Annotated in this window: 9 protein-coding genes; 4 read left to right on the top strand and 5 right to left on the bottom strand. The window is 64.1% G+C overall.

The genetic code is table 11. From position 1 onward, the window contains the following. Window positions 1-711: 711 nt before the first annotated feature. From ACHPFG_RS22705 to ACHPFG_RS22690, 4 genes are all read right to left on the bottom strand, one after another. A complete protein-coding gene (locus tag ACHPFG_RS22705) occupies window positions 712-1473 on the bottom strand; it encodes an enoyl-CoA hydratase/isomerase family protein (protein WP_431700487.1) in 762 nt (253 codons plus the stop codon). Beyond that, window positions 1470-2627: a citronellyl-CoA dehydrogenase gene (gene atuD, locus ACHPFG_RS22700; protein ID WP_431700486.1), complete on the bottom strand. Its 1158-nt coding sequence runs from the start codon at window positions 2625-2627 to the stop codon at window positions 1470-1472. Before atuD ends, ACHPFG_RS22705 begins: the two co-directional genes overlap by 4 nt. A gap of 16 nt (window positions 2628-2643) precedes the next feature. Then, entirely contained in the window at window positions 2644-4260 is a 1617-nt protein-coding gene (locus tag ACHPFG_RS22695; RefSeq protein ID WP_431700485.1) for an acyl-CoA carboxylase subunit beta, read from the bottom strand. 97 nt (window positions 4261-4357) lie between these two features. Beyond that, a complete protein-coding gene (locus tag ACHPFG_RS22690; protein WP_431700484.1) occupies window positions 4358-6136 on the bottom strand; it encodes an acyclic terpene utilization AtuA family protein in 1779 nt (592 codons plus the stop codon). 153 nt (window positions 6137-6289) lie between these two features. Between ACHPFG_RS22690 and ACHPFG_RS22685 the strand changes: the two genes are divergently transcribed. Both ACHPFG_RS22685 and ACHPFG_RS22680 read left to right on the top strand, forming a co-directional pair. Further along, the gene (locus tag ACHPFG_RS22685; RefSeq protein WP_431700483.1) at window positions 6290-6913 is read left to right on the top strand and encodes a TetR/AcrR family transcriptional regulator; all 624 of its coding nucleotides are present in this window, start codon (window positions 6290-6292) and stop codon (window positions 6911-6913) included. A 93-nt stretch (window positions 6914-7006) separates the two neighbouring features. Beyond that, entirely contained in the window at window positions 7007-7795 is a 789-nt protein-coding gene (locus ACHPFG_RS22680) for a substrate-binding periplasmic protein (protein WP_431700482.1), read from the top strand. A gap of 2 nt (window positions 7796-7797) precedes the next feature. Here the strand turns inward: ACHPFG_RS22680 and ACHPFG_RS22675 are convergent, their stop codons facing one another. Continuing rightward, window positions 7798-8349: an RNA polymerase factor sigma-70 gene (locus ACHPFG_RS22675; RefSeq protein ID WP_027603895.1), complete on the bottom strand. Its 552-nt coding sequence runs from the start codon at window positions 8347-8349 to the stop codon at window positions 7798-7800. Window positions 8350-8651: 302 nt separating this feature from the next. Between ACHPFG_RS22675 and ACHPFG_RS22670 the strand changes: the two genes are divergently transcribed. Beyond that, window positions 8652-9404: a thioesterase II family protein gene (locus ACHPFG_RS22670; RefSeq protein ID WP_131698541.1), complete on the top strand. Its 753-nt coding sequence runs from the start codon at window positions 8652-8654 to the stop codon at window positions 9402-9404. Between the two features lie 51 nt (window positions 9405-9455). After that, complete coding sequence (locus ACHPFG_RS22665; RefSeq protein ID WP_431700481.1) at window positions 9456-22352, top strand: non-ribosomal peptide synthetase; 12897 nt, start codon at window positions 9456-9458, stop codon at window positions 22350-22352. Window positions 22353-22621: the final 269 nt, after the last annotated feature.

Here is a 22621-nt window from a genome sequence, read left to right as displayed (position 1 = left end):
AGAGCGCCAAAAGTAACCAAAAACGCTTCGCCCCAACACTCGGCACCTCGCCTAGGCTCGGTGTGCCCTCACTCCGGCTTTGGAGCGTGGGCCGCCGCAATGGGCCATCCATGGCCCCGTGCGGCTAACCCGGCGTCCTGCCGGGTTACCCACGCTCCAAAGCCTGCGTTCGGCCAGCGTGTTTGACGGGGCGATCCCAAATCAAAAACAAGACGAGGCGGCCTTAAAGCCGACCTGATCTTTGAAGCGTACGCGGTGTGGCTTCTACTTCCTTACCGGCTGACGAAGTCAGCAATCTTTTGATCTGGCTCTGGCTCTGGCTCTGGCTCTGGCTTTTGATCTTGATCTCAGGCGCCCCGTTAACCACGCTGGCCGAACGCAGGCTTGAATCCGTGGGTAACCCGGCAGGACGCCGGGTTAGCCGTCCTGGGCCAAGGATGGCCCATGACGGCGGCCCACGGATTCAAGCCTTCGTTCGGGCATACCGAGCCTAGGCGAGGTACCGAGTGGTGGGGCAAGAGCCCTTTGGTTACTTTGGGGCTTTTCCAAAGTGACCCGCCGTAAGGGCGGAACCCATAGCCGCCGTTACCGCAGCAACGGATATACACTCACCCAAACCCCAAAAAGCGGTCGGCCCGAAGGCCGCCACGGAAACAAGCCCCCTCGCCACAGACCACTGAAAATTGTGTAGATACCCATGCTCAGCGGGCGTCACTTGCACCACCCAGGCTTTCTCTTCTGCACAAACGCCTGCGTCCCCTCAATCCCTTCTGCACTGGTCACCGCCTCGGCAAACCACTGCGCCGCCTGGTCCAGCAGCGGCCCCAATGGCTGCTCCACGCTGGCCAGCAACAGCGCCTTGGTACGCGCGTTGGCACCTGGTGCGCAGCGCAGCACCTGCCCCAGCACCTCATCCAGACGCTCCGCCAACGCCTGCGGGTCGGTCTCGGTAAAGTGCACCAGCCCCAGCCGTTCAGCTTCCCGTCCATCGAACCGCGCCGCCGTCAGCGCCAGCCGCCGTGCCTGGGCCAGGCCGATACGCTTGACCACAAACGGCGCAATCTGCGCCGGCAGCAACCCCAGGCTGGTCTCCGGTAACCCGAACTGCGCCTGGTGATCGGCAATCGCGATGTCGCTCACGCAGGCCAGGCCGAACCCACCGCCCAGTACCGCACCTTGCAGCACCACGATGACCACTTGCGACACGGCTTCCACCTCTTGCAGCAACGTGCCGAAGGCCCGGTTCAACGCCTGCAATTGTTCGCCTGCGCTGACCAGATCCTTCATATCGGCCCCGGCGCAAAAGTGCCCGCCTGCGCCGCTGATCACCACGGCGCGCACCTGGTTGTCCAATCCCGCCAGCACCGCGCGCAGTTCGTTGACCATCTCCAGGCTCATGGCATTACGGCATTCGGGCCGGTTGAGGGTGATGTGCAACACGCCGTTATGGGGTTCGAGCAGCAGGGTATTCATGGCTTTTTCCCAGGCAAAGTGCCCATCAGTTTGCAGATGATGCCCAGCATGATTTCATCGGCGCCGCCGCCAATCGACACCAGGCGCACGTCGCGATAAGCGCGGGCCACCGGGTTGTCCCACATGAAGCCCATGCCGCCCCAGTATTGCAGGCAACTGTCGCTGACTTCACGGCCGAGGCGCCCGGCCTTGAGCTTGGCCATGGAGGCCAGGCGGGTCACGTCCTGGCCCTTGATGTACTGCTCGGTGGCCTGGTAGACCAGCGCCCGCAGGCATTCGATTTCGGTGGCCAGTTCGGCCAGGCGAAAGTGAATCACCTGGTTGTCGATCAGCGCCTTGCCGAAGGTCTGGCGCTCCTTGCAGTAATCAATAGTGCTGTCGATGCAGTACTCCAGGCCCTTGATCATATTGGCCGCGCCAAACAGGCGTTCCTCCTGGAACTGCAGCATTTGCATCATGAAGCCCGCGCCTTCGTGGCCGATGCGGTTGCGTTGGGGGACGCGCACGTCGTCGAAGAACACCTGGGCGGTCTCGGAGCTGTGCATGCCGAGTTTTTCCAGGGGTGGGCTGACGCTGATACCGGGGGTGTTCATCGGCACCATGATCAGCGACTTGTTGATATGCGGCTTATCGTCGGAGGTGTTGGCCAACAGGCAGATAAAGTCAGCGCTGGGCGAGTTGGTGATCCACATTTTGCTGCCGTTGATGACGTAGTCGCCGCCGTCCTTGCGCGCATGGGTCTTGAGCCCGGCCACGTCGGAACCGGCGCCGGTTTCCGAGACGCCGATGCAACCGACCTGCTCACCGCTGATGGCCGGGCGCAGGAATTCGTCGCGCAATTCATCGGAACCGAAGCGGGCGAGGGCGGGGGTGCACATGTCGGTCTGCACGCCGATGGACATGGGGATGCCACCGCAGCGGATGGTGCCGAACTCTTCGGCGGCGACGATCGAGTAGCTGTAGTCCAGGCCCGCGCCGCCGAATTGTTCCGGTTTGGAAATGCCCAGCAAGCCGAGGTCGCCGGCCTTGTGGAAGACTTCGTGGATGGGGAAGCGCCCGGCCTTTTCCCATTCGTCCACATGGGGGTTGATCTCGCGGTCGACGAAGGCGCGGACGGTGCGGCGCAGTTCCTGGTGTTCCTGGGTGAAGATCATTGTTCTTGTTCTCCTGTTAGAAACGCGCGACACCGAAGCTGTTGGACTGCAACTCGCGGACTTCGGCCTCGTGACAGATATCCAGCAGAAAGCCGAGCAAGGTACGGGTATCCCGTGGATCTATCAGCCCGTCATCCCACAGATTCGCGCTGCCATAGAGTGCAGTGGACTGGCTGTCGAGTTTCTGCGCGGTGACCTGTTCGAGCGTATCCAGCACCTTGGGATCCGGCACCAGGCCGTCCTTCAACTGCTTGGCCTCGGTGACGATCCGCAGCACCTTGCCCGCCTGCGCACCGCCCATCACCGCTGTGCGGCTGTTGGGCCAGGCGAAGATAAAGCGCGGGTCCAGGCCGCGACCGCACATCGCATAGTTGCCGGCGCCGTACGAGCCGCCGACCACCACGGTGAGTTTAGGCACCCGCGCGTTAGCCACTGCCTGGATCATCTTCGCGCCGTGCTTGATCACCCCTTGCTGCTCCGCTTCGGTACCGACCATGAAACCGGTGGTGTTGTGCAGGAACAACAGCGGCGTGCGGCTCTGGTCGCACAGCTGGATAAACTGCGCCGCCTTGCTCGCGCCCTTGGGCGTGATCGGGCCGTTGTTGCCGATCACGCCGACCGTACGGCCTTGAATGTGCAGATGGCCGCAGACGGTATGGGCGTCGAACTCCCCCTTGAACTCGAGGAACTGCGAACCGTCGGCCAGGCGCGCAAGGATCTCGCGCACGTCGTAGGGTTTTTTAGCGTCATCGGGGATCAGCCCCAGCAGGTCGTCGATGGGGTACAACGGCTCGGCGTAAGTGCGTTTGGGCAGCAACGGCAGGCGATCATCCCAGGGCAACAGGCTGACGATTTCACGCACGATGCGCACGCCGTCGGCGTCATTTTCCGCCAGGTATTCAGCGGTGCCGGCGATTTGCGCATGCATCTCGGCGCCGCCCAGTTCCTCATCGGTGGCGATTTCGCCGGTGGCGGCCTTGAGCAGCGGCGGGCCGGCGAGGAACAGCTTGGCCTTGCCGCGCACCACCACCACGTAATCCGACAGCCCTGGCTGGTACGCACCCCCCGCCGTGGCCGAGCCGTGCACCACGGTGATCTGCGGCAAGCCCATGGCCGACATGCGCGCCTGGTTGGCAAAGCTGCGCGCGCCTTCGACGAAAATCTCTGCGGCGTAGTTGAGGTTGGCGCCACCGCTTTCGGCGAGGGTCACCACCGGCAGTTTGTTTTCCATGGCGATCTGTTGCAGGCGCAGGGATTTTTTCAGGCCGGAGGGCGAAAGGGTGCCGCCTTTGATCGCGCTGTTATTGGCCACCACCAGCATGCGCACGCCGCTGACGTAGCCGATGCCGGCGATCAACCCACCACCGGCAGCGCTGCCGTCCTTGTCGTCGTGCAGCTTGTAGCCCGCCAGGCCCGCCAGTTCCAGGAACGGCGCGCCAGGGTCCAGCAGCAGGTTGAGGCGCTCGCGCGGCAGCAGTTGGCCACGCTTGTCGAACTTGGGCCTGGCTTCCTCGGCCTTGGCGAGCAGGGTGTGTTCCAGCTGGCGCAGGTGCTGGATACCTTCGAGCATGGCCTGGCGGTTCTGCGCGAACTGCGGGCTGTGGGGATCGATCAGGCTGTCAATCAGCGGCATGGTTTATTGCTCCGCCTTGTGCAGCGGTGACGATCACGGTGCGGCCCTGGAACAGACCGGCTTTGAGGATCGAGTCGAAGGCCACGGCAACGCTCCTTTACGTGAGTTGATCGGCGATGTGTTGCGGCACGGCGATGGGGATTTCCAACAGTTGCTGGGCGAAGGCCTTGCCCTGGGGGTCGATGCGCAGGCTGGCGATGCCGCCACCGCCCAAGGCGTTTTCCAGCAGGAAATTGAGGCTGTGGCTGCCGGGCAAATACCAGCGTTCGACGCGGCCGTGCACGGGGTCGAGCACGTGGCCCATCCAGTCGACGAGCACCTCCGGCGTCAGTGCTTCGGCGATCCACGGCAGGTACTCGGGATCGCGAGCGATGACGCCGATATTGCTGTGGTTGCCCTTGTCGCCGGAGCGCGCCACCGCGAGTTTCACCAGCGCCACGCTGGCGTCGGCGTGGCCTTGGGGCTTGGGTGGATCCATCGGGGCGGCAGGCATGAGGGGGGCGTCGGCGACGGGCAGCGTGCAGACGTGGCGTTGGCCCTGGAAGTCGATCACCACCTCGCAGGCGGCCTTATCGATCAGGAACGAGAACAAGCGGATCAGCGGGTAGACCGTTGGCCGGCCACCGACAATCCCGGTCAACCCCGGCGCCATTCCGGTGGCGGCCTGGGCGATCTCGCGTGCGAACAGCACCAGCGCTTGCTTGCTCGGGTGTCGCACCGCCAGCTTGACCACCACCTCGCGGCAGTCGTGGCGCTGGGCGTGAGCGCCATACGTTGCTTCGCTGCCGAGCAGTTCGATATTCACTTCGGTGTAGGGCGCCCAGCCGCGCTGGCTGAACAGCTCCGAGGTCTTGTTGATGATCGCCTGGCTGACGCGCTCGGCCTTGGCCACCGCATCGATCCCGGCGATCAGGCAACTGGCGGTGCAGCGAAAGCCCTCCGGGTAGGTGGCGCTGACCTTGTATTGCGCGGTCGGCGGCAGGCCCTTGGCACCGTGCAGGCGTACGCAATGTTTGCCTTGTTGCTGCAACTTCACCTGGCTGAAATCGCAGATCACATCGGGCAGCAGATACGCGTGCGGGTCGCCGATTTCATACAGCAGCTGTTCGGCCACGCTCAGTTCGCTGATCAGTCCGCCGCTGCCCTCGACCTTGTTGACGGTGAATTGACCGTCGGCGCTGACTTCGACGATGGGAAAGCCGATGTGCTCGTAGTCCGGCACGTCGCGCCAATCGGTGAAGTTGCCACCGGTGCATTGAGCGCCGCATTCGATGATATGCCCAGCCAACGCAGCCTGGGCCAGGCGATCGTAATCCTGCCACGACCAACCGAACTCATGCACCAGTGCCGCGCTGACCACCGCGCTGTCGACCACCCGGCCGGTGATGACGATGTCCGCACCCAACTGCAGCGCCTGGGCAATGCCCGGTGCGCCGAGGTAGGCATTGGCGGAGACGCACAGGGGCGGCAGCGGCGCGCCGTTGAACATGTCGGTGATGCCGTGCAGGTGCTTGAGCTGGGGTTGCAGGTCGTCGCCCAGCAGCACGGCGATTTTCAGCGGGATCCGGGCTTTATCGCAGGCAGCTTGCAGGGCGGCGGCGCAGGCCTGGGGGTGGATGCCGCCGGCATTGCTGATCACGCGGATGCCCTGGTGCTGGATCTCGGCCAGCAGCGGCGTGAGCACCTCGACGAAATCCGTGGCGTAGCCGGCTTGAGGATCTTTCATTCGCGCACCGGCGAGAATCGACATCGTGACTTCCGCCAGGTAGTCGAACACCAGGTAATCCAGCTTGCCGCCGTGCACCAACTGCGCGGCAGCGGTGCAGGTGTCACCCCAGAACGCGCTGGCGCAGCCGATACGAACCGTCTTGCTCATGAGAAATCCTTCCTCGAATGGCTGGGATCGAGACTACCAAGCAAGCGCTTGGTTTGTAAACTCTGGACACAAGTTTTAGCCAAGCGCTTGCTTGGGTGGCTGGCACGGCCTAAATTGCCGGCCAAGACGTCAGTAGAAGTAGAGGAGAGCAGCATGGATGAGCACAAAGCCCTGCGGGTGATGCGCACCATGGTCGACGGCGGCCAATTGACCGACCCCGACAGTGCCCGTGGCAAGTTGCTGCAAACCGCGGCTCACCTGTTTCGCAACAAGGGCTTTGAGCGCACCACCGTACGCGACCTGGCCGGCGCCGTGGGCATCCAGTCCGGCAGCATCTTCCATCACTTCAAGAGCAAGGACGAGATCCTGCGTGCGGTGATGGAGGAAACCATCCACTACAACACCGCCTTGATGCGCGCCTCGCTCGAGGAGACGACCAACGTGCGCGAACGCGTGCTGGCGCTGATTCGCTGCGAGTTGCAATCGATCATGGGCGGCAGCGGCGAGGCCATGGCAGTGCTGGTGTATGAGTGGCGCTCGTTGTCGGCCGACGCCCAGGCCCAGGTACTGGCGCTGCGCGATGTGTACGAAGACATTTGGCTGCAGGTGTTGGGCGAGGCCAAGGCGGCGGGTTACATCAAGGGCGATGTGTTTATTGCGCGACGCTTCCTCACCGGAGCCTTGTCCTGGACCACCACCTGGTTTCGTGCCGAGGGCAACCTGACCCTGGAGCAATTGGCCGAAGAAGCCTTGTTGATGGTTTTGAAGGCCGATTGAGGCGCAAGCTCTTAATTTGTCGATGGAAAGTTGTCTAGCCGAACAAAAACGCCTAGCTTATCGACATCGATGTATTGAACGGTGTGTGCCTTGATGTTTTCGCCATGGCGGTTGGCTGCAGGACTTACTTTATGGGCACTCGGCACCGCAGCGTGGTTGCCGGCTTCGGCTGCGCAACTGGTGCGCATCGGCGCGGCGCATTTTCCACCCTACACCGTGCGTCCGGAGCAGGGCGCCGATACCGGTTTGTTGCCGCAACTGGTGGAGGTCCTGAACGCCTCGCAGACCGACTACCAGTTTGTGCTGGTGCCCACCTCCATCCCCAGGCGCTTCCGCGATTTCGAGCAGGGCCGGATTGACATGGCTATTTTCGAAAATCCCGACTGGGGCTGGCAGAAGGTTCCCCACACCAGCGTCGATATGGGCCTTGAAGATGCGGAAATCTTCGTTGCCCAGCATGATCCAGGCCGTGACCAAAGCTATTTCGCCGACCTGACCGGCAAGCGCCTGGCGGTGTTCAGCGGTTATCACTACGCCTTCGCCAACTTCAACCCCGACCCCAAGTACTTGGCCGAGCACTTCAACGCCACGTTGACCTACTCCCATGACAGCAACCTGCTGATGGTTGCGCGCGGGCGTGCGGACATCGCCTTGGTAACCCGTTCGTACTTGAGTGACTTCATGGTGCGCAATGCGGATATGGCCGGGCATTTCCTGGTCTCGGAGCGCATCGACCAGGTCTATCACCACTACGCGTTGCTGCGGCCCAAGGCGCCGATCACGGGCGAGGCGTTTTCGGCGTTGCTCAAGCGACTGCGCGACAGCGGCGAGATGCTGAAGATTTTCGAGCCGTATCGCATCGATGTGATGGCGGTGCCCTGAGGTCAAACCCGCCGCGCAAATGTATCGCTGTGGTTGCCCGACACTTTGCGGCAGTGCACCAGCGCATCGCGAATCATGAAGTTCACCAACGTCGGTGAAACCCCCAGTTCCTTGGCAATGTCCTTTTGCGGCACACCGTGCAGGCGGTACATCTCGAACGCGTAGCGGGTGCGCTGGGGCAACTCCGTCAGGGCGTCGGCGATGTTTTCCAGGGTGTTGAAATTGATGTGGGAGGTTTCCGGTGAAGCGCCGTGAATGACCACATTCAAGCCTTCCTCTTCCGTCCCGGAATATTTGAGTTCCAGGGCCTGCTTGCGATAGTGATCGATCGCAAGGTTGCGCACGATCTGGAACAGATAACTCAGTTGGGCCTTGAACGATGACGTGATCGTCGGCGCCGATTGCAGGCGGAAGTAGGCGTCCTGCACTACATCTTCAGCACGGGAGCGGCACCCGGTAATACGTGCCGCAATCTTCACCAGAATCAGTCGATTGTCGACAAATGCCTGGAGAAGCGGTGAGTCGCACCTGCCTGTGGATACTTGTTCCGTCATGGAAATCACCTTGTCGCAAAAGAGGTTAGGGGAGGGCGTCCTTGCTGAGGCCTCCTACACATCGGGCAACAAATTATGCTTAATGATAATGATTGTCAAATGAGAAGGCGAACTAATCTTATGCTTTCTTGTTTGGTGTGAACCACGTCTCGCAGGTACCCGGCGACTAATTATTTGCCGGTGCCGTCCGTTCTTCTGGGTGACAGGGCCGTTAGCCAAGCGGCCAGGGATCAGCACCCGCAGGAGGACGAAATGGGTTTTTATCGTGCACACAGCGTGTTTCAGTTTGGAGTCGTCGCGGGATGACTACGCCGACTCGACTGCGCCTGTTCTGTCTGCCCTATTCGGGCGCCAGCGCCATGGTTTACGCACGTTGGCGCCGCACGTTGCCGGAGTGGTTGCAGGTGTGCCCGCTGGAATTGCCCGGCCGTGGCATGCGCATGGACGAGCCCCTGCAGCGCGATATCAAGGCCTTGGCGGCGCAGCTCGCGGAGGAAATCAGTGGCGACTTGAGCGGCCCTTATGCGTTGTTCGGCCATAGTCTCGGCGGCCTGCTGGCCTTTGAATTGGCCCACGCGTTAAACGCACGAAATGTCCCTGCGCCGCTGGCGCTGTTCGCCTCCGGCACGGCCGGTCCGGCTCGGCGTGATGTCAGCGAATACGCCATCGAGAAGACCGACGCGCAACTGATCGTCCGCCTGCGCGAACTGCAAGGCACCGCCGAAGAAGCCCTGGCCAACCCCGAGTTGATGCAGTTGATGCTGCCGATCCTGCGCGCCGACTTCCTGCTGTGCGGCAGCTTCACCTACGGCGAGCGCGAGCCGCTGGGCATGCCGATCCATGTGTTTGGCGGCACGCAGGACAGCGTGCGCGCCGACCAGTTGCTCGACTGGCAACTCGATGCCGCCAGTGGCTTTTCCCTGGACATGTTCGACGGCCACCACTTCTTCCTTATCCAACACGAAAGCGCCGTACTGCGCTGCGTGCGTCGCTACGCCGACGAACACCTGGCCCGCTGGCGCAATGGCGCGGCGCGGCAACTGGCCGCCGGCTGATCGCTCTCCCATTCCCGAATTTCCCGTAAGCCGATTTCAGGCAGGAACCCCATGATGGACGCCTTCGAACTTCCCCGTACCCTGGTCGAGTCCCTTCAACGTCGCGCCGCGCAGACCCCGGACCAGGTCGCCCTGCGCTTCCTCGCCGAGTCGGCCGAGCACAACGTGGTGCTCAGTTACCGTGACCTGGACCAGCGCGCCCGCACCATCGCCGCCGCCTTGCAGGCCAACGCCGAGTTGGGCGACCGCGCGGTGCTGTTGTTCCCCAGTGGCCCGGACTACGTCGCGGCGTTCTTTGGCTGCCTGTACGCCGGGGTGATCGCGGTGCCGGCCTACCCGCCGGAGTCCACCCGCCGTCATCACCAGGAGCGCTTGCTGTCGATTATCGGTGACGCCGAACCACGCCTGCTGCTGACCATCGCCAGCCTGGCCGATGGCCTCGCGCAAATCGAAAACGCGCCGCCGGTGCTGAGTGTCGATACTCTCGACGCGCCGATCGCCAGCGCCTGGAGCGCCCCCGACCTGCAACCCGATGACATCGCCTTCCTGCAATACACCTCTGGCTCCACCGCGTTGCCCAAGGGCGTGCAAGTCAGCCACGGCAACCTGGTGGCCAACGAAGTGCTGATACGACGCGGCTTTGGCATCGACCTGAACCCTGACGATGTGATCGTCAGCTGGTTGCCGCTGTACCACGACATGGGCCTGATCGGCGGCCTGCTGCAACCGATCTTCAGCGGCGTGCCGTGTGTGTTGATGTCGCCGGCCTACTTCCTCGGCCGGCCGTTGCGCTGGCTCGAAGCGATCAGCGAATACCGTGGCACCATCAGCGGCGGGCCGGATTTCGCCTACCGCCTGTGCAGCGAGCGGGTCAGTGAGTCGGCCCTGGAACGCCTGGACTTGAGCCGCTGGCGCGTGGCCTATTCCGGCTCCGAACCGATCCGCCTCGACACCCTGGAGCGCTTCGCCGAGAAGTTCGCCGCCTGCGGGTTTACCCCGAATAATTTCTTCGCCTCCTACGGCCTGGCCGAAGCCACCCTGTTTGTCGCCGGCGGCCGGCGTGGCCATGGCATCCCCGCGCTACGTGTCGACGAGCAGGCCCTGGCCGCCAACCGCGCCGAGCCGGGGCAGGGCAGTGCGATCATGAGTTGCGGCACCCGCCAGCCAGAACACGCGGTACTGATCGCCGACCCGCACACACTGACCGAGCTGGCCGACAACTGCGTCGGCGAACTCTGGGCCAGCGGCCCGAGCATCGCCCACGGCTACTGGCGCAACCCGGAGGCCAGCGCCAAGACCTTCGTGCAGCATGCCGGCCGCACCTGGCTGCGCACCGGTGACCTGGGCTTTATCCGCGAGGGCGAGGTGTACATCACCGGCCGCCTGAAAGACCTGCTGATCGTGCGCGGCCACAACCTGTACCCCCAGGACATCGAGCAGACCATCGAGCGCGAAGTGGAACTGGTGCGCAAGGGCCGGGTCGCCGCGTTTGCGGTGAATGACAACGGCCTGGAAGGCATCGGCATCGCCGCAGAAATCAGCCGCAGCGTGCAGAAGATCCTGCCGCCTGAAGCGCTGATCAAAGCTATCCGCCAAGCCGTGGCCGAGGCCTACCAAGAGGCGCCGTGCGTGGTGGTGCTGCTCAACCCCGGCGCTTTGCCCAAGACCTCCAGCGGCAAGGTGCAGCGTGCGGCGTGTGCGCTTCGCCATGTGGATGGCAGCCTCGACAGCTACGCGCAGTTCCCTGGGCTGCATGCGCAGGCCAGCGATACCGCGCTGGAATCCGAACTGCAAAGCCAGATCGGGGCGATCTGGTGCGAGCAGTTGCAGGTCGCCACGGTGGCGGCCGACGATCACTTCTTCCTGCTTGGCGGCAACTCCATCACCGCCACCCAAGTGGTCGCGCGCCTGCGCGAAACCCTCGGCCTGGAGCTGAACCTGCGGCTGCTGTTCGAGGCGCCGACGCTGTCTGCATTTGCTGCCAACGTGGCGCAACTGCAACAGGACGGCGGCGTCGCCCAAGGTACGATCCGCCCGTTGTCACGCCACGACGAACTGCCGCAATCCCTGGCCCAGAACCGCCTGTGGATCACCTGGCAACTGGACCCGCAAAGCAGCGCCTACACCATCCCCGGCGCCCTGCGTTTGCGTGGCGAACTGGATGAAGACGCGCTGCGCTCAAGCTTCCAGCACCTGATCCAGCGTCACGAAGCCCTGCGCACGCGCTTCTATGAACGTGATGGCCAGGCCTTCCAGCGTGTGGATGCCCACCGCGATTTCGACCTGCAAATCATCGACCTCAGTGATTTGCCCGCCGCCGAGCGTGAAGCCCGCGCGCAACAGATCCGTGAAGACGAAGCCCGCACCCTGTTCGACCTGGAAAAAGGCCCGCTGCTGTGGGTGACCCTGGTGCGCCTGGACGATGAAGATCACCAGTTGCTGGTGACCCTGCACCACATCATCGCGGACGGCTGGTCGTTGAATATCCTCATCGACGAGTTCTCGCGTCTCTACGCCGCCGCACGCCAGGGCCAGGCCCTGACGTTGCCGCCACTGGCCTTGCAGTACGCCGACTACGGCAGCTGGCAGCGCCAATGGCTGGCCGACGGTGAAGGCCAGCGCCAACTGGCGTACTGGAAAGCCCAACTGGGGGAAGAGCACCCGACCCTGAGCCTGGCCACCGACCACCCGCGTGCGGCCCGGCAACGCCACAGTGCGTCGCGCCATAGTGCGCGCCTGAGTGTCAGCCTCAGCGAAGCGATTCGCCAGACCGCCCAGGCCAACGAGTCCACGCCGTTCATGCTGTTGCTGGCGGCGTTCCAGACCTTGCTCTACCGCTACAGCGGCCAGCGCGATATCCGCATCGGCGTGCCCAATGCCAACCGCCCGCGCCAGGAAACCCAGGGCCTGATCGGCTTCTTTATCAACACCCTGGTGCTGCGTGCCGAGCTGGACGGACGCTTGCCTTTCACTGAGCTGCTGGCCGCCACCCGCCAGACTGCACTGGGCGCCCAGGCCCACCAGGACCTGCCGTTCGAGCAACTGCTGGAAGCCTTCCCGCAAGCCCGCGAACAAGGCCTGTTCCAGGTCATGTTCAACCACCAGCAACGTGACCTCAGCGCCTTGCGCCGCCTGCCGGGCATGCTCGCCGATGAGCTGCCCTGGCACAGCCGCGAAGCCAAGTTCGACCTGCAACTGCACAGCGAAGAAGACCGCAACGGGCGTTTGAGCCTGTCCTTCGACTACGCCGATGAACTGTTCGACAGCGCGACCATCCAGCGCCTGGCCGAGCATTTCATTCACCTGCTGCAGGCCGTGTGCGAACAACCGCAACAGGCCATCGGCGACCTCCAGCTGATGCAGCAGGACGAACAGCCAGCGTGGAGCCAGGCGCCGTGCGCACCGGCTCAACACTGGCTGCCCGAACTGCTCAACCAACACACCTCGGACGCCACCGCGCTGGTCTGGCAGGACGGCAGCCTGACCTTCGCCCAACTGCACACCCAGGCCAACCGCCTGGCCCATTACCTGCGTGACAAAGGTGTCGGCCCGGACGTGTGCGTGGCCATCGCCGCCGAGCGTTCGCCGCAGTTGCTGGTCGGCCTGCTGGCGATCATCAAGGCCGGTGGCGCCTATGTGCCGCTGGACCCGGATTACCCTGCCGAGCGCCTGGCCTACATGCTCCAGGACAGCGGCGTGCACCTGCTGCTGACCCAGACCGCGTTGCTGGACCGCGTGCCGAGTGCCGAAGGCGTGTGCGTGATTGCCATGGACACCCTGCACCTCGACGGTTGGCCGACCCAGCCACCGGGCCTGCACCTGCACGGCGACAACCTCGCCTATGTGATCTACACCTCCGGCTCCACCGGCCAGCCCAAGGGCGTGGGCAATACCCATGCGGCCCTGGCCGAGCGCTTGCAGTGGATGCAGGCCACCTATCAACTCAATGACAGCGACGTGCTGATGCAAAAGGCACCGATCAGTTTCGACGTGTCGGTGTGGGAGTGCTTCTGGCCGCTGATCACCGGCTGCCGCCTGGTGCTGGCCGGTCCTGGCGAGCATCGCGACCCGCACCGCATTGCGCAGTTGGTGCAGGCGTACGGCGTGACCACGCTGCACTTTGTGCCGCCGCTGTTGCAGCTGTTTATCGACGAACCGCTGGTGGCCGAGTGCACCAGCCTGCGTCGCCTGTTCTCAGGTGGCGAGGCCTTGCCCGCCGAGTTGCGCAATCGCGTATTGGCGCAGTTGCCGGCGGTGCAATTGCACAACCGCTATGGCCCGACCGAGACCGCGATCAACGTTACCCACTGGCATTGCACTGCCGAGGATGGCGAGCGCTCGCCGATTGGCCGGCCGCTGGGCAATGTGATCTGCCGCGTGCTGGACGAGCAGCTCAACCCGTTGCCGGCCGGTGTGCCGGGTGAACTGTGCATTGGTGGCATCGGCCTGGCGCGCGGTTACCTTGGGCGTGCCGGTTTGACCGCCGAGCGCTTTGTTGCCGACCCGCTGGGCGAGGCCGGCGCGCGCCTGTATCGCAGCGGTGACCGCGCACGTTGGAGTGCAGAGGGCGTGCTTGAATACCTTGGCCGTCTCGACCAGCAGGTCAAGCTGCGCGGCTTCCGGGTGGAGCCGGAAGAAATCGAAGCGCGCCTGCTGGCCCTGGACGGTATCGCCCAGGCCGTGGTGCTGGTGCGTGACGCGCAGTTGATCGGTTACTACACCGCCCATACCGCGCTGGACGAACAGGACGTAAAAGCCGCTCTGGCCGCCGAGTTGCCGGAGTACATGGTGCCCGCGCAACTGATGCGCCTGGACGCGATGCCGCTGAGCCCCAGCGGCAAACTCGACCGTCGCGCATTGCCGGCGCCGGTGTGGCAAACCCGCGAACACATCGAACCCGAAACACCCTTGCAGCAGCAGATTGCAGCGATCTGGCGTGAAGTGCTGGGCGTGCCCCGTATCGGCCTGCGCGATGACTTTTTCGCCCTCGGCGGCCACTCGTTGCTGGCCACGCAAATCATCTCCCGCACCCGCCAGGCCTGCGACGTCGAGCTGCCGTTGCGGACCTTGTTCGAAGCCAGCGAGCTGGGCGCTTTTGCCGAGCAAGTCGGCCTGATCCAGGCCAGCGGCCAACGCAACCAGCAAACCGCAATCGCCACCGTCGACCGCAGCGTGCCGGTGCCGTTGTCGTATTCCCAGCAGCGCATGTGGTTCCTGTGGCAGATGGAACCGGACAGCCCGGCCTACAACGTCGGCGGCATGGCGCGCCTGCGCGGTGTGCTGGATGTGGCGCGTTTCGAAGCGGCGTTGCAGGCCTTGATCCTGCGCCACGAAACCCTGCGCACCACCTTTCCGAGCGTCGACGGCGTGGCCTGTCAAAAGGTCGCGGCGCAGACTGGCCTGCGCATGGATTGGCAGGATATTTCCGCACTGGACGAAAGCGCACGTGAGCAGCGTCTGCAGCAACTGGCCGATGTTGAAGCCCACACGCCGTTCAACATGGAAACCGGGCCGCTGCTGCGCGCCTGCCTGGTCAAGGCCGGTGAGCAGGAGCACTACCTGGTGCTGACCCTGCACCATATCGTCACTGAAGGCTGGGCCATGGACATCTTTGCCCGTGAACTCAGCGCGCTGTACGAAGCGTTTATCGATGAGCGCGTGTCTCCGCTGGCGCCGTTGCCGGTGCAGTACCTGGACTACAGCGTGTGGCAACGCCAATGGTTGGAGTCTGGCGAGCGCCAACGCCAGCTGGATTACTGGACCGCGCAACTGGGCAACGAACACCCGTTGCTCGAATTGCCCGGCGACCGTCCACGGCCACCGGTGCAAAGTCACCGGGGCGAGCTGTACCGCTTCGACCTCAGCGACGATCTCGCCGCTCGTGTGCGTGCCTTCAACGCCGAACGTGGCCTGACCCTGTTCATGACCATGACGGCCACCCTGGCCGTATTGCTCTACCGCTACAGCGGCCAGACCGACCTGCGCATCGGCGCGCCGGTGGCCAACCGCATTCGCCCGGAAAGCGAAGGGCTGATCGGAGCGTTCCTCAATACCCAGGTGCTGCGTTGCCAGCTCACTGGGCAGATGAATGTCGCCGAGCTGTTCGAGCAGGTGCGCCACACCGTGATCGAAGGCCAGTCCCATCAGGACCTGCCGTTCGACCATCTGGTGGAAGCCCTGCAACCGCCGCGCAGCGCGGCGTACAACCCGCTGTTCCAAGTGATGTGCAACGTGCAGCGCTGGGAATTCCAGCAGAGCCGCCAACTGGCCGGCATGACCGTCGACTACCTGGCCAACGATGCCCGCGCGACCAAGTTCGACCTCAACCTGGAAGTCACCGACCTCGATCATCGCCTGGGTTGCTGCCTGACCTACAGCACTGATTTGTTCGATGAGCCACGCATCGCGCGCATGGCCGAGCATTGGCGCAACTTGCTCGAAGCGTTGATCGCCAATCCGCAACAACGCCTCAGCGAATTGCCGTTGCTGAGCGCCACCGAGCAGCGTGCGTTGCAGGACAGCCTGGGCGTGGAAGCCGGCGAGCATCGCCTCGACCAGTGCATCCATCAACTGTTCAGCCAGCAGGCGCTCAAGCGCGCGCAGGCCCCGGCGCTGACCTTTGCCGGTGTCACTCTGACTTATGCCGAACTGGACGCCCGCGCCAACCGCCTGGCGTGGATGCTGCGCGAGCGCGGCGTCGGCCCGCAGGTGCGTGTCGGCCTGGCGCTGCCGCGCTCGCTGGAAATGGTCATCGGCCTGCTGGCGATCCTCAAGGCCGGTGGCGCCTATGTGCCGCTGGACCCGGAATACCCGCTGGACCGCCTGCACTACATGATCGAAGACAGTGGCATCGGCCTGTTGCTCAGCGATGCGGCGATGTTCGAAGCCCTCGGCGAATTGCCGGCGACTGTGGCCTGCTGGTGCCTGGAAGATGACTTGCCGGTGCTGGCGAATTACCCGGCCGGCGAGCTGCCGTTTATCAGCGTGCCGCAGCATCAGGCCTACCTGATCTACACCTCCGGCTCCACCGGTAAACCCAAGGGCGTGGTGGTGTCCCACGGTGAAATCGCCATGCATTGCCAGGCCGTGATCGAGCGCTTCGGCATGCGCCCGGACGATTGCGAGCTGCACTTTTATTCGATCAACTTCGACGCCGCCACCGAGCGTTTGCTGGTGCCGCTGCTCAGCGGCGCGCAGGTGGTCCTGCGCGCCCAGGGCCAGTGGGATGCCGAGGAAATCTGCGGGCTGATTCGTACCCATCGCATCAACATCCTCGGTTTTACCCCGAGCTACGGCAGCCAGTTGGCGCAGTGGCTGGCGACCCAGCAGCAGACCTTGCCGGTGCGCATGTGCATCACCGGCGGCGAAGCGCTGACCGGCGAACACGTGCAGCGTATCCGTGCGGCGTTCCAGCCCGAGGTGTTTTTCAACGCCTACGGCCCGACCGAAACCGTGGTCATGCCCCTGGCCAGTCTCGCGCCGCAGCAACTGGAGGAGGGCGCCGCCAGTGTGCCGATCGGCAGCATCATCGGCGACCGTGTGGCCTACATTCTCGACGCCGACCTGGCACTGGTGCCTCAAGGCGCGACCGGCGAGTTGTATGTCGGCGGCGCCGGTCTGGCCCAGGGTTACCACGAACGTCCGGGGATGACGGCCGAGCGGTTTGTCGCCGACCCGTTTGCCGCCGCTGGCGGTCGCCTGTATCGCACCGGCGACCTGGTGCGCCAACGCGCCGATGGCCTGGTGGAGTACCTGGGGCGTATCGACCATCAGGTGAAGATTCGCGGTTTCCGGATCGAGCTGGGCGAGATCGAAACCCGCCTGCTGGAGCACGCTGCCGTACGTGAAACGGTGGTGCTGGCGCTGGATTCGCCGAGTGGCAAACAGTTGGTGGCGTACCTGGTCAGCGACGCCGACCACGGCACCTTGCGTGACGCGCTCAAGGCCCATCTCAAGGCACAACTGCCGGACTACATGGTGCCCGCGCACCTGATCGTACTCGACAGCATGCCGCTCACCGCCAACGGCAAGCTCGACCGCCGCGCCTTGCCGCAACCCGACCCCGAGGCCAATCGCCAACACTACGTGGCGCCGCGCAACGAGCTGGAAAGCACCTTGGCGGCGATCTGGTGCGCGGTGTTGAACGTGCAGCAAGTCGGCCTCGACGATAACTTCTTTGAACTGGGCGGTGATTCGATCCTGTCGATCCAGGTGGTCAGCCGCGCACGGCAGGCGGGGATTCATTTCAGCCCCCGCGACCTGTTCCAGCACCAGACCGTGCAAACCCTGGCCGCGGTCGCCACGCGCGCCGAGCAGATCATCGCCGAGCAAGGCGTGCTCATCGGCCGCTCGGGCCTCACGCCGATCCAGCACTGGTTCTTCGACACCGATATTCCTGCGCGTCAGCACTGGAACCAGGCGCTGGTGCTCAAACCGCTGCAACTGCTCGAACCTCATCGCCTGGAGCAAGCGCTGCTGGCGGTACTCGAACACCACGACGCCCTGCGCCTGAGCTTCACCCGGCGCGATGCGCAATGGCATGCCGAACACTTGGCCGTGCCCCAGGGCGGCGTGCTGATGCAGGCGCAAGTGCGCGATATGGCGCAGTGCACCGCGCTGTTCACCGACACCCAGCGCAGCCTCGACCTGGAACACGGCCCGCTGTTGCGCGCCTTGCTGGTGGATGGGCCGCAAGGTCAGCAACGCTTGCTGATCGCGATCCATCACTTGGTGGTGGACGGTGTGTCGTGGCGCGTGTTGCTCGAAGACCTGCAAAACGTTTACCGCCAGCTCAGCGAGGGCCAATCCGTCAGCCTGCCGGCCAAGACCAGCGCCCTGCGTGACTGGGCCGCACGCTTGCAGGCGTATGCCGGCAGCGAATCCCTGCGTGAAGAGTTGAGCGTGTGGCAGGACCGGTTGGCCGGCCCTGACGCGGTATTACCCGTGGCCCGCCCGCACGGTTCGCGGCGCAATCGCGATGCCGATACGGTCAGCGTGCGCCTGGATGCCGAACACACTCGCCAGTTGCTGCAACAGGCACCGAGCGCCTACCGCACCCAGGTCAACGACCTGCTGCTGACTGCCTTGGCCCGTGTGTTGTGCCGCTGGACTGGGCACGCCTCGGCGCTGATCCAACTGGAAGGCCATGGCCGCGAAAGCCTGTTCGACGACATCGACCTGACCCGCAGCGTCGGCTGGTTCACCAGCGCTTACCCGCTGCGCTTGACCCCGCACGTCGGGCAGGGCGACTCGATCAAGGCGATCAAGGAACAGCTGCGTGCTGTGCCCCATAAAGGCTTGGGTTATGGCGTGCTGCGCTACCTGGCGGACGACGCGTGCAAACAAAGCCTGGCCGCGCTGCCAAGCGCGCAGATCACCTTCAACTACCTCGGCCAGTTCGACCAGAGCTTCGGCGCCGATGCGCTGTTCCATCCGCTGGACGAATCGGCGGGCCTGGCCCATGACCCGGACGCACCGCTGCCCAACGAGCTGAGCGTCGACAGCCAGGTGTTCGGCGGCGAACTGGTGCTGCGCTGGACCTTCAGCCGCGAACGCCACGACGCACAGACCATCCAGGACCTGGCGCAGGCCTACCTGGCCGAACTGCAAGCGTTGGTCGCCCATTGCCTGGAGGACAACGCCGGCGGCCTCACGCCGTCCGACTTCCCCCTGGCCCGCCTGACCCAGCCGCAACTGGATGCCTTGCCGGTACCGGCCAGCGCCATCGAAGACGTGTACCCGCTGACCCCGATGCAAGAGGGGCTGCTGCTGCACACCCTGCTCGAACCGGGCACCGGCCTCTACTACATGCAGGACCGCTACCGCATCAACAGCTCCCTCGACCCCGAGCGTTTCGCCCAGGCCTGGCAAGCGGTGATCGCCCGCCACGAAGCCTTGCGCGCCTCGTTCTGTTGGAACGTCGGCGAAGACATGCTGCAAGTGATCCACAAGCCGGGCAGCACGCCGATTGAGTACCTGGACTGGAGTGCCGATCCGGAAAGCGAACAGGAACCGCGCCTGCAAGCGCTGCTCAAGGCCGAGCGCGAAGCCGGTTTCGATCTGCTCAACCAGGCGCCGTTCCACCTGCGCCTGATCCGCGTCGGCGAAGCGCGCTACTGGTTCATGATGAGCAACCACCACATCCTGATCGATGCCTGGTGCCGTTCGCTGCTGATGAATGACTTCTTCGATATTTACATGGCCCTCGGCGAAGGCCGTGAGGCACAACTGGCTACGCCGCCGCGCTACCGCGACTACATCGCCTGGCTGCAACGCCAGAACCTCGCCGAAGCACGCCAGTGGTGGCAGCAGAACCTGCAAGGGTTCGAGCGCACCACGCCGATCCCGAGCGACCGGCCGTTCCTGCGCGAACATGCCGGTGGCAGCGGCGGCATGGTGGTGGGCGACTGCTACACCCGGCTCGACGCCCGTGACGGTGCGCAACTGCGCGAACTGGCCCAGGCCCATCAACTCACCGTCAACACCTTTGCCCAGGCGGCGTGGGCGCTGGTGCTGCGGCGCTTGAGCGGCGACCGTGACGTGCTGTTCGGCGTAACCGTGGCCGGGCGCCCGGTGGAAATGCCCGAGATGCAACGCACCGTCGGCCTGTTTATCAACAGCATCGCGCTGCGGGTGAAGCTGCCCGAGGACGATCAGCGCTGCAGCGTACGCCAGTGGTTGAACGCGTTGCTCGACAGCAATATGCAGCTGCGCGAGTACGAATACCTGCCGCTGGTGACGATCCAGGAACACAGCGAACTGCCCAAGGGCCAGCCGCTGTTCGACAGCCTGTTCGTGTTCGAAAATGCCCCGGTGGAAGTCTCGGTGCTGGACCGCGCCCACAGCCTGAATGCCACCTCGGACTCCGGTCGCACCCACACCAACTTCCCGCTGACTGCCGTGTGCTATCCGGGCGATGACCTCGGTCTGCACCTGTCCTACGACCAACGTTACTTCGACGAAACCACCGTGCAAGGCATGCTTGGCGAATTCAAGCGCCTGCTGCTGGCGCTGGTGCAGGGCTTCCACGGTGATATGGCCGACTTGCCGCTGATGGGCGAGCAGGAACGCGCGTTCCTGTTGGACGGCTGCAACCAGAGCGAGCACGCCTACCCGCTGGAGCGTAGCTATGTCGAGTTGTTCGAAGCCCAGGTGAGCGCGGATCCGCAGCGTATCGCCGCCAGCTGCCTGGACCAGCAATGGAGCTATGACGAGTTGAACCGCCGCAGTAACGGCCTGGGTCATGCGCTGATTGCGGCAGGCGTCGGCCTGGACCAACCGGTGGCGTTGCTGGCCGAGCGTAACCTGGACCTGCTGGGCATGATCATCGGCAGCTTCAAGGCCGGCGCCGGTTACCTGCCGTTGGACCCGGGCCTGCCGAGCCAGCGCCTGAGCCGCATCATCGACCTGAGTCGTACACCGTTGCTGGTATGCACCGAGGCGTGTCGCGAGCAGGCCATCGAGCTGCTGGACGGCGTCGACTGTCAGTTGCTGGTGTGGGAGGAAGTGCCTGCCCGTGGGGAAAATCCGGGCATCTACAGCGGCCCCGACAACCTTGCCTACGTGATCTACACCTCGGGCTCCACCGGCCTGCCCAAAGGCGTAATGGTCGAACAGCGCGGCATGCTCAACAACCAATTGAGCAAGGTGCCGTACCTGCAACTGAGCGCGACGGATGTGATCGCCCAGACCGCCTCGCAAAGCTTCGATATTTCCGTGTGGCAATTCCTCGCCGCGCCGCTGTTCGGTGCGCGGGTGGATATTGTGCCGAACAGCATCGCCCACGATCCCCAGGGCTTGCTGGCGCACGTCCAGGCACAAGGCATCACTGTGCTGGAAAGCGTGCCATCGCTGATCCAGGGCATGCTCGCCCAGGATCGCATCAGCCTGGACGGTTTGCGCTGGATGCTGCCGACCGGTGAAGCGATGCCGCCGGAGCTGGCGCACCAGTGGTTGTTGCGTTACCCGGATATCGGCCTGGTCAACGCCTACGGCCCGGCGGAATGTTCGGACGATGTGGCGTTCTTCCGCGTCGACCTGGCGTCTACCCGTGGCACTTACCTGCCGATTGGTACGCCGACGGACAATAACCGTTTGTACGTGGTGGATGGCGCGCTGGAATTGGTGCCTCAGGGGGCGGTCGGTGAGCTGTGCGTGGCCGGCACCGGTGTGGGCCGCGGGTATGTCAGCGATCCGCTGCGCACCGCCCAGGTGTTTGTGCCGAACCCGTTCGGCGCACCGGGTGAGCGCCTGTATCGCACCGGCGACCTGGCACGGCGGCGCAGCGATGGCGTGCTGGAGTACGTCGGACGTATCGACCATCAGGTGAAGATTCGCGGCTACCGCATTGAACTGGGTGAAATCGAAGCGCGCCTGCACGAACAACCGGAGCTTCGCGATGCGGCAGTGGGCGTGCACGAAGGCGCCAACGGCAAGCATCTGGTGGGTTACCTGGTGGCCGCCGATGAAGCCCTCAATACAAGCGAACGCCTGGACCGCATCAAGCAACGCCTGCGCGCCGAACTGCCGGAATACATGGTGCCGCTGCACTGGCTATGGCTCGAGCGCCTGCCGCTCAACGCCAACGGCAAACTCGACCGCAAGGCCCTGCCGGAACTGGAGATTGGTCAGTTGCACGGCCAGGACTACCTGGCGCCGCGCAACGAACTGGAAAACACCCTGGCCGCGATCTGGGCCGAGGTGCTCAAAGTCGAACGAGTAGGGGTACGGGACAACTTCTTCGAACTGGGCGGGCACTCGTTGTTGGCCACGCAGATTGCGTCGCGCGTGCAGAAGACCTTGCAACGGGACGTGCCGCTGCGGGCGATGTTCGAGTGCAGTACGGTGGCGGAATTGGCCGAGTACATCGAGGGGCTGGCGGCTAATGAGATCAGCGTGGAGAAGGTGGATCGGTTGAGTGATTTGATGGCGGAGCTGGAAGGGCTTTAATCTCCGCTGGGTTTGGGTGAGTACATATCCGTTGCTGCGGTCACGGCTACCTATGGTTCCGCCCTTACGGCGGGTCACTTTTGGAAGAGCGCCAAAAGTAACCAAAAACGCTTCGCCCAACACTCGGCACCTCGCTTAGGCTCGGTGTGCCCTCACTCCGGCTTTGGAGCGTGGGCCGCCGCAATGGGCCATCCCTGGCCCAGTGCGGCTAACCCGGCGTCCTGCCGGGTTACCCACGCTCCAAAGCCTTCGTTCGGGCATACCGAGCC

This window comes from Pseudomonas sp. BR20, from assembly GCF_050780135.1.
Taxonomy (GTDB): Bacteria; Pseudomonadota; Gammaproteobacteria; order Pseudomonadales; family Pseudomonadaceae; genus Aquipseudomonas.
The sequence above is the reverse complement of the archived record's forward strand: the minus strand, read 5'-3'. Positions and strand labels throughout refer to the sequence as shown.

What these genes read in the sequence shown, in the direction of transcription:
- ACHPFG_RS22690 (WP_431700484.1), bottom strand. Translation starts at nt 6,136, where the DNA reads ATGAGCAAGACGGTTCGTATCGGCTGCGCCAGCGCGTTCTGGGGTGAC.
- ACHPFG_RS22685 (WP_431700483.1), top strand. Translation starts at nt 6,290, where the DNA reads ATGGATGAGCACAAAGCCCTGCGGGTGATGCGCACCATGGTCGACGGC.
- ACHPFG_RS22680 (WP_431700482.1), top strand. Translation starts at nt 7,007, where the DNA reads ATGTTTTCGCCATGGCGGTTGGCTGCAGGACTTACTTTATGGGCACTC.
- ACHPFG_RS22695 (WP_431700485.1), bottom strand. Translation starts at nt 4,260, where the DNA reads ATGCCGCTGATTGACAGCCTGATCGATCCCCACAGCCCGCAGTTCGCG.
- ACHPFG_RS22675 (WP_027603895.1), bottom strand. Translation starts at nt 8,349, where the DNA reads ATGACGGAACAAGTATCCACAGGCAGGTGCGACTCACCGCTTCTCCAG.
- ACHPFG_RS22670 (WP_131698541.1), top strand. Translation starts at nt 8,652, where the DNA reads ATGACTACGCCGACTCGACTGCGCCTGTTCTGTCTGCCCTATTCGGGC.
- atuD (WP_431700486.1), bottom strand. Translation starts at nt 2,627, where the DNA reads ATGATCTTCACCCAGGAACACCAGGAACTGCGCCGCACCGTCCGCGCC.
- ACHPFG_RS22705 (WP_431700487.1), bottom strand. Translation starts at nt 1,473, where the DNA reads ATGAATACCCTGCTGCTCGAACCCCATAACGGCGTGTTGCACATCACC.
- ACHPFG_RS22665 (WP_431700481.1), top strand. Translation starts at nt 9,456, where the DNA reads ATGATGGACGCCTTCGAACTTCCCCGTACCCTGGTCGAGTCCCTTCAA.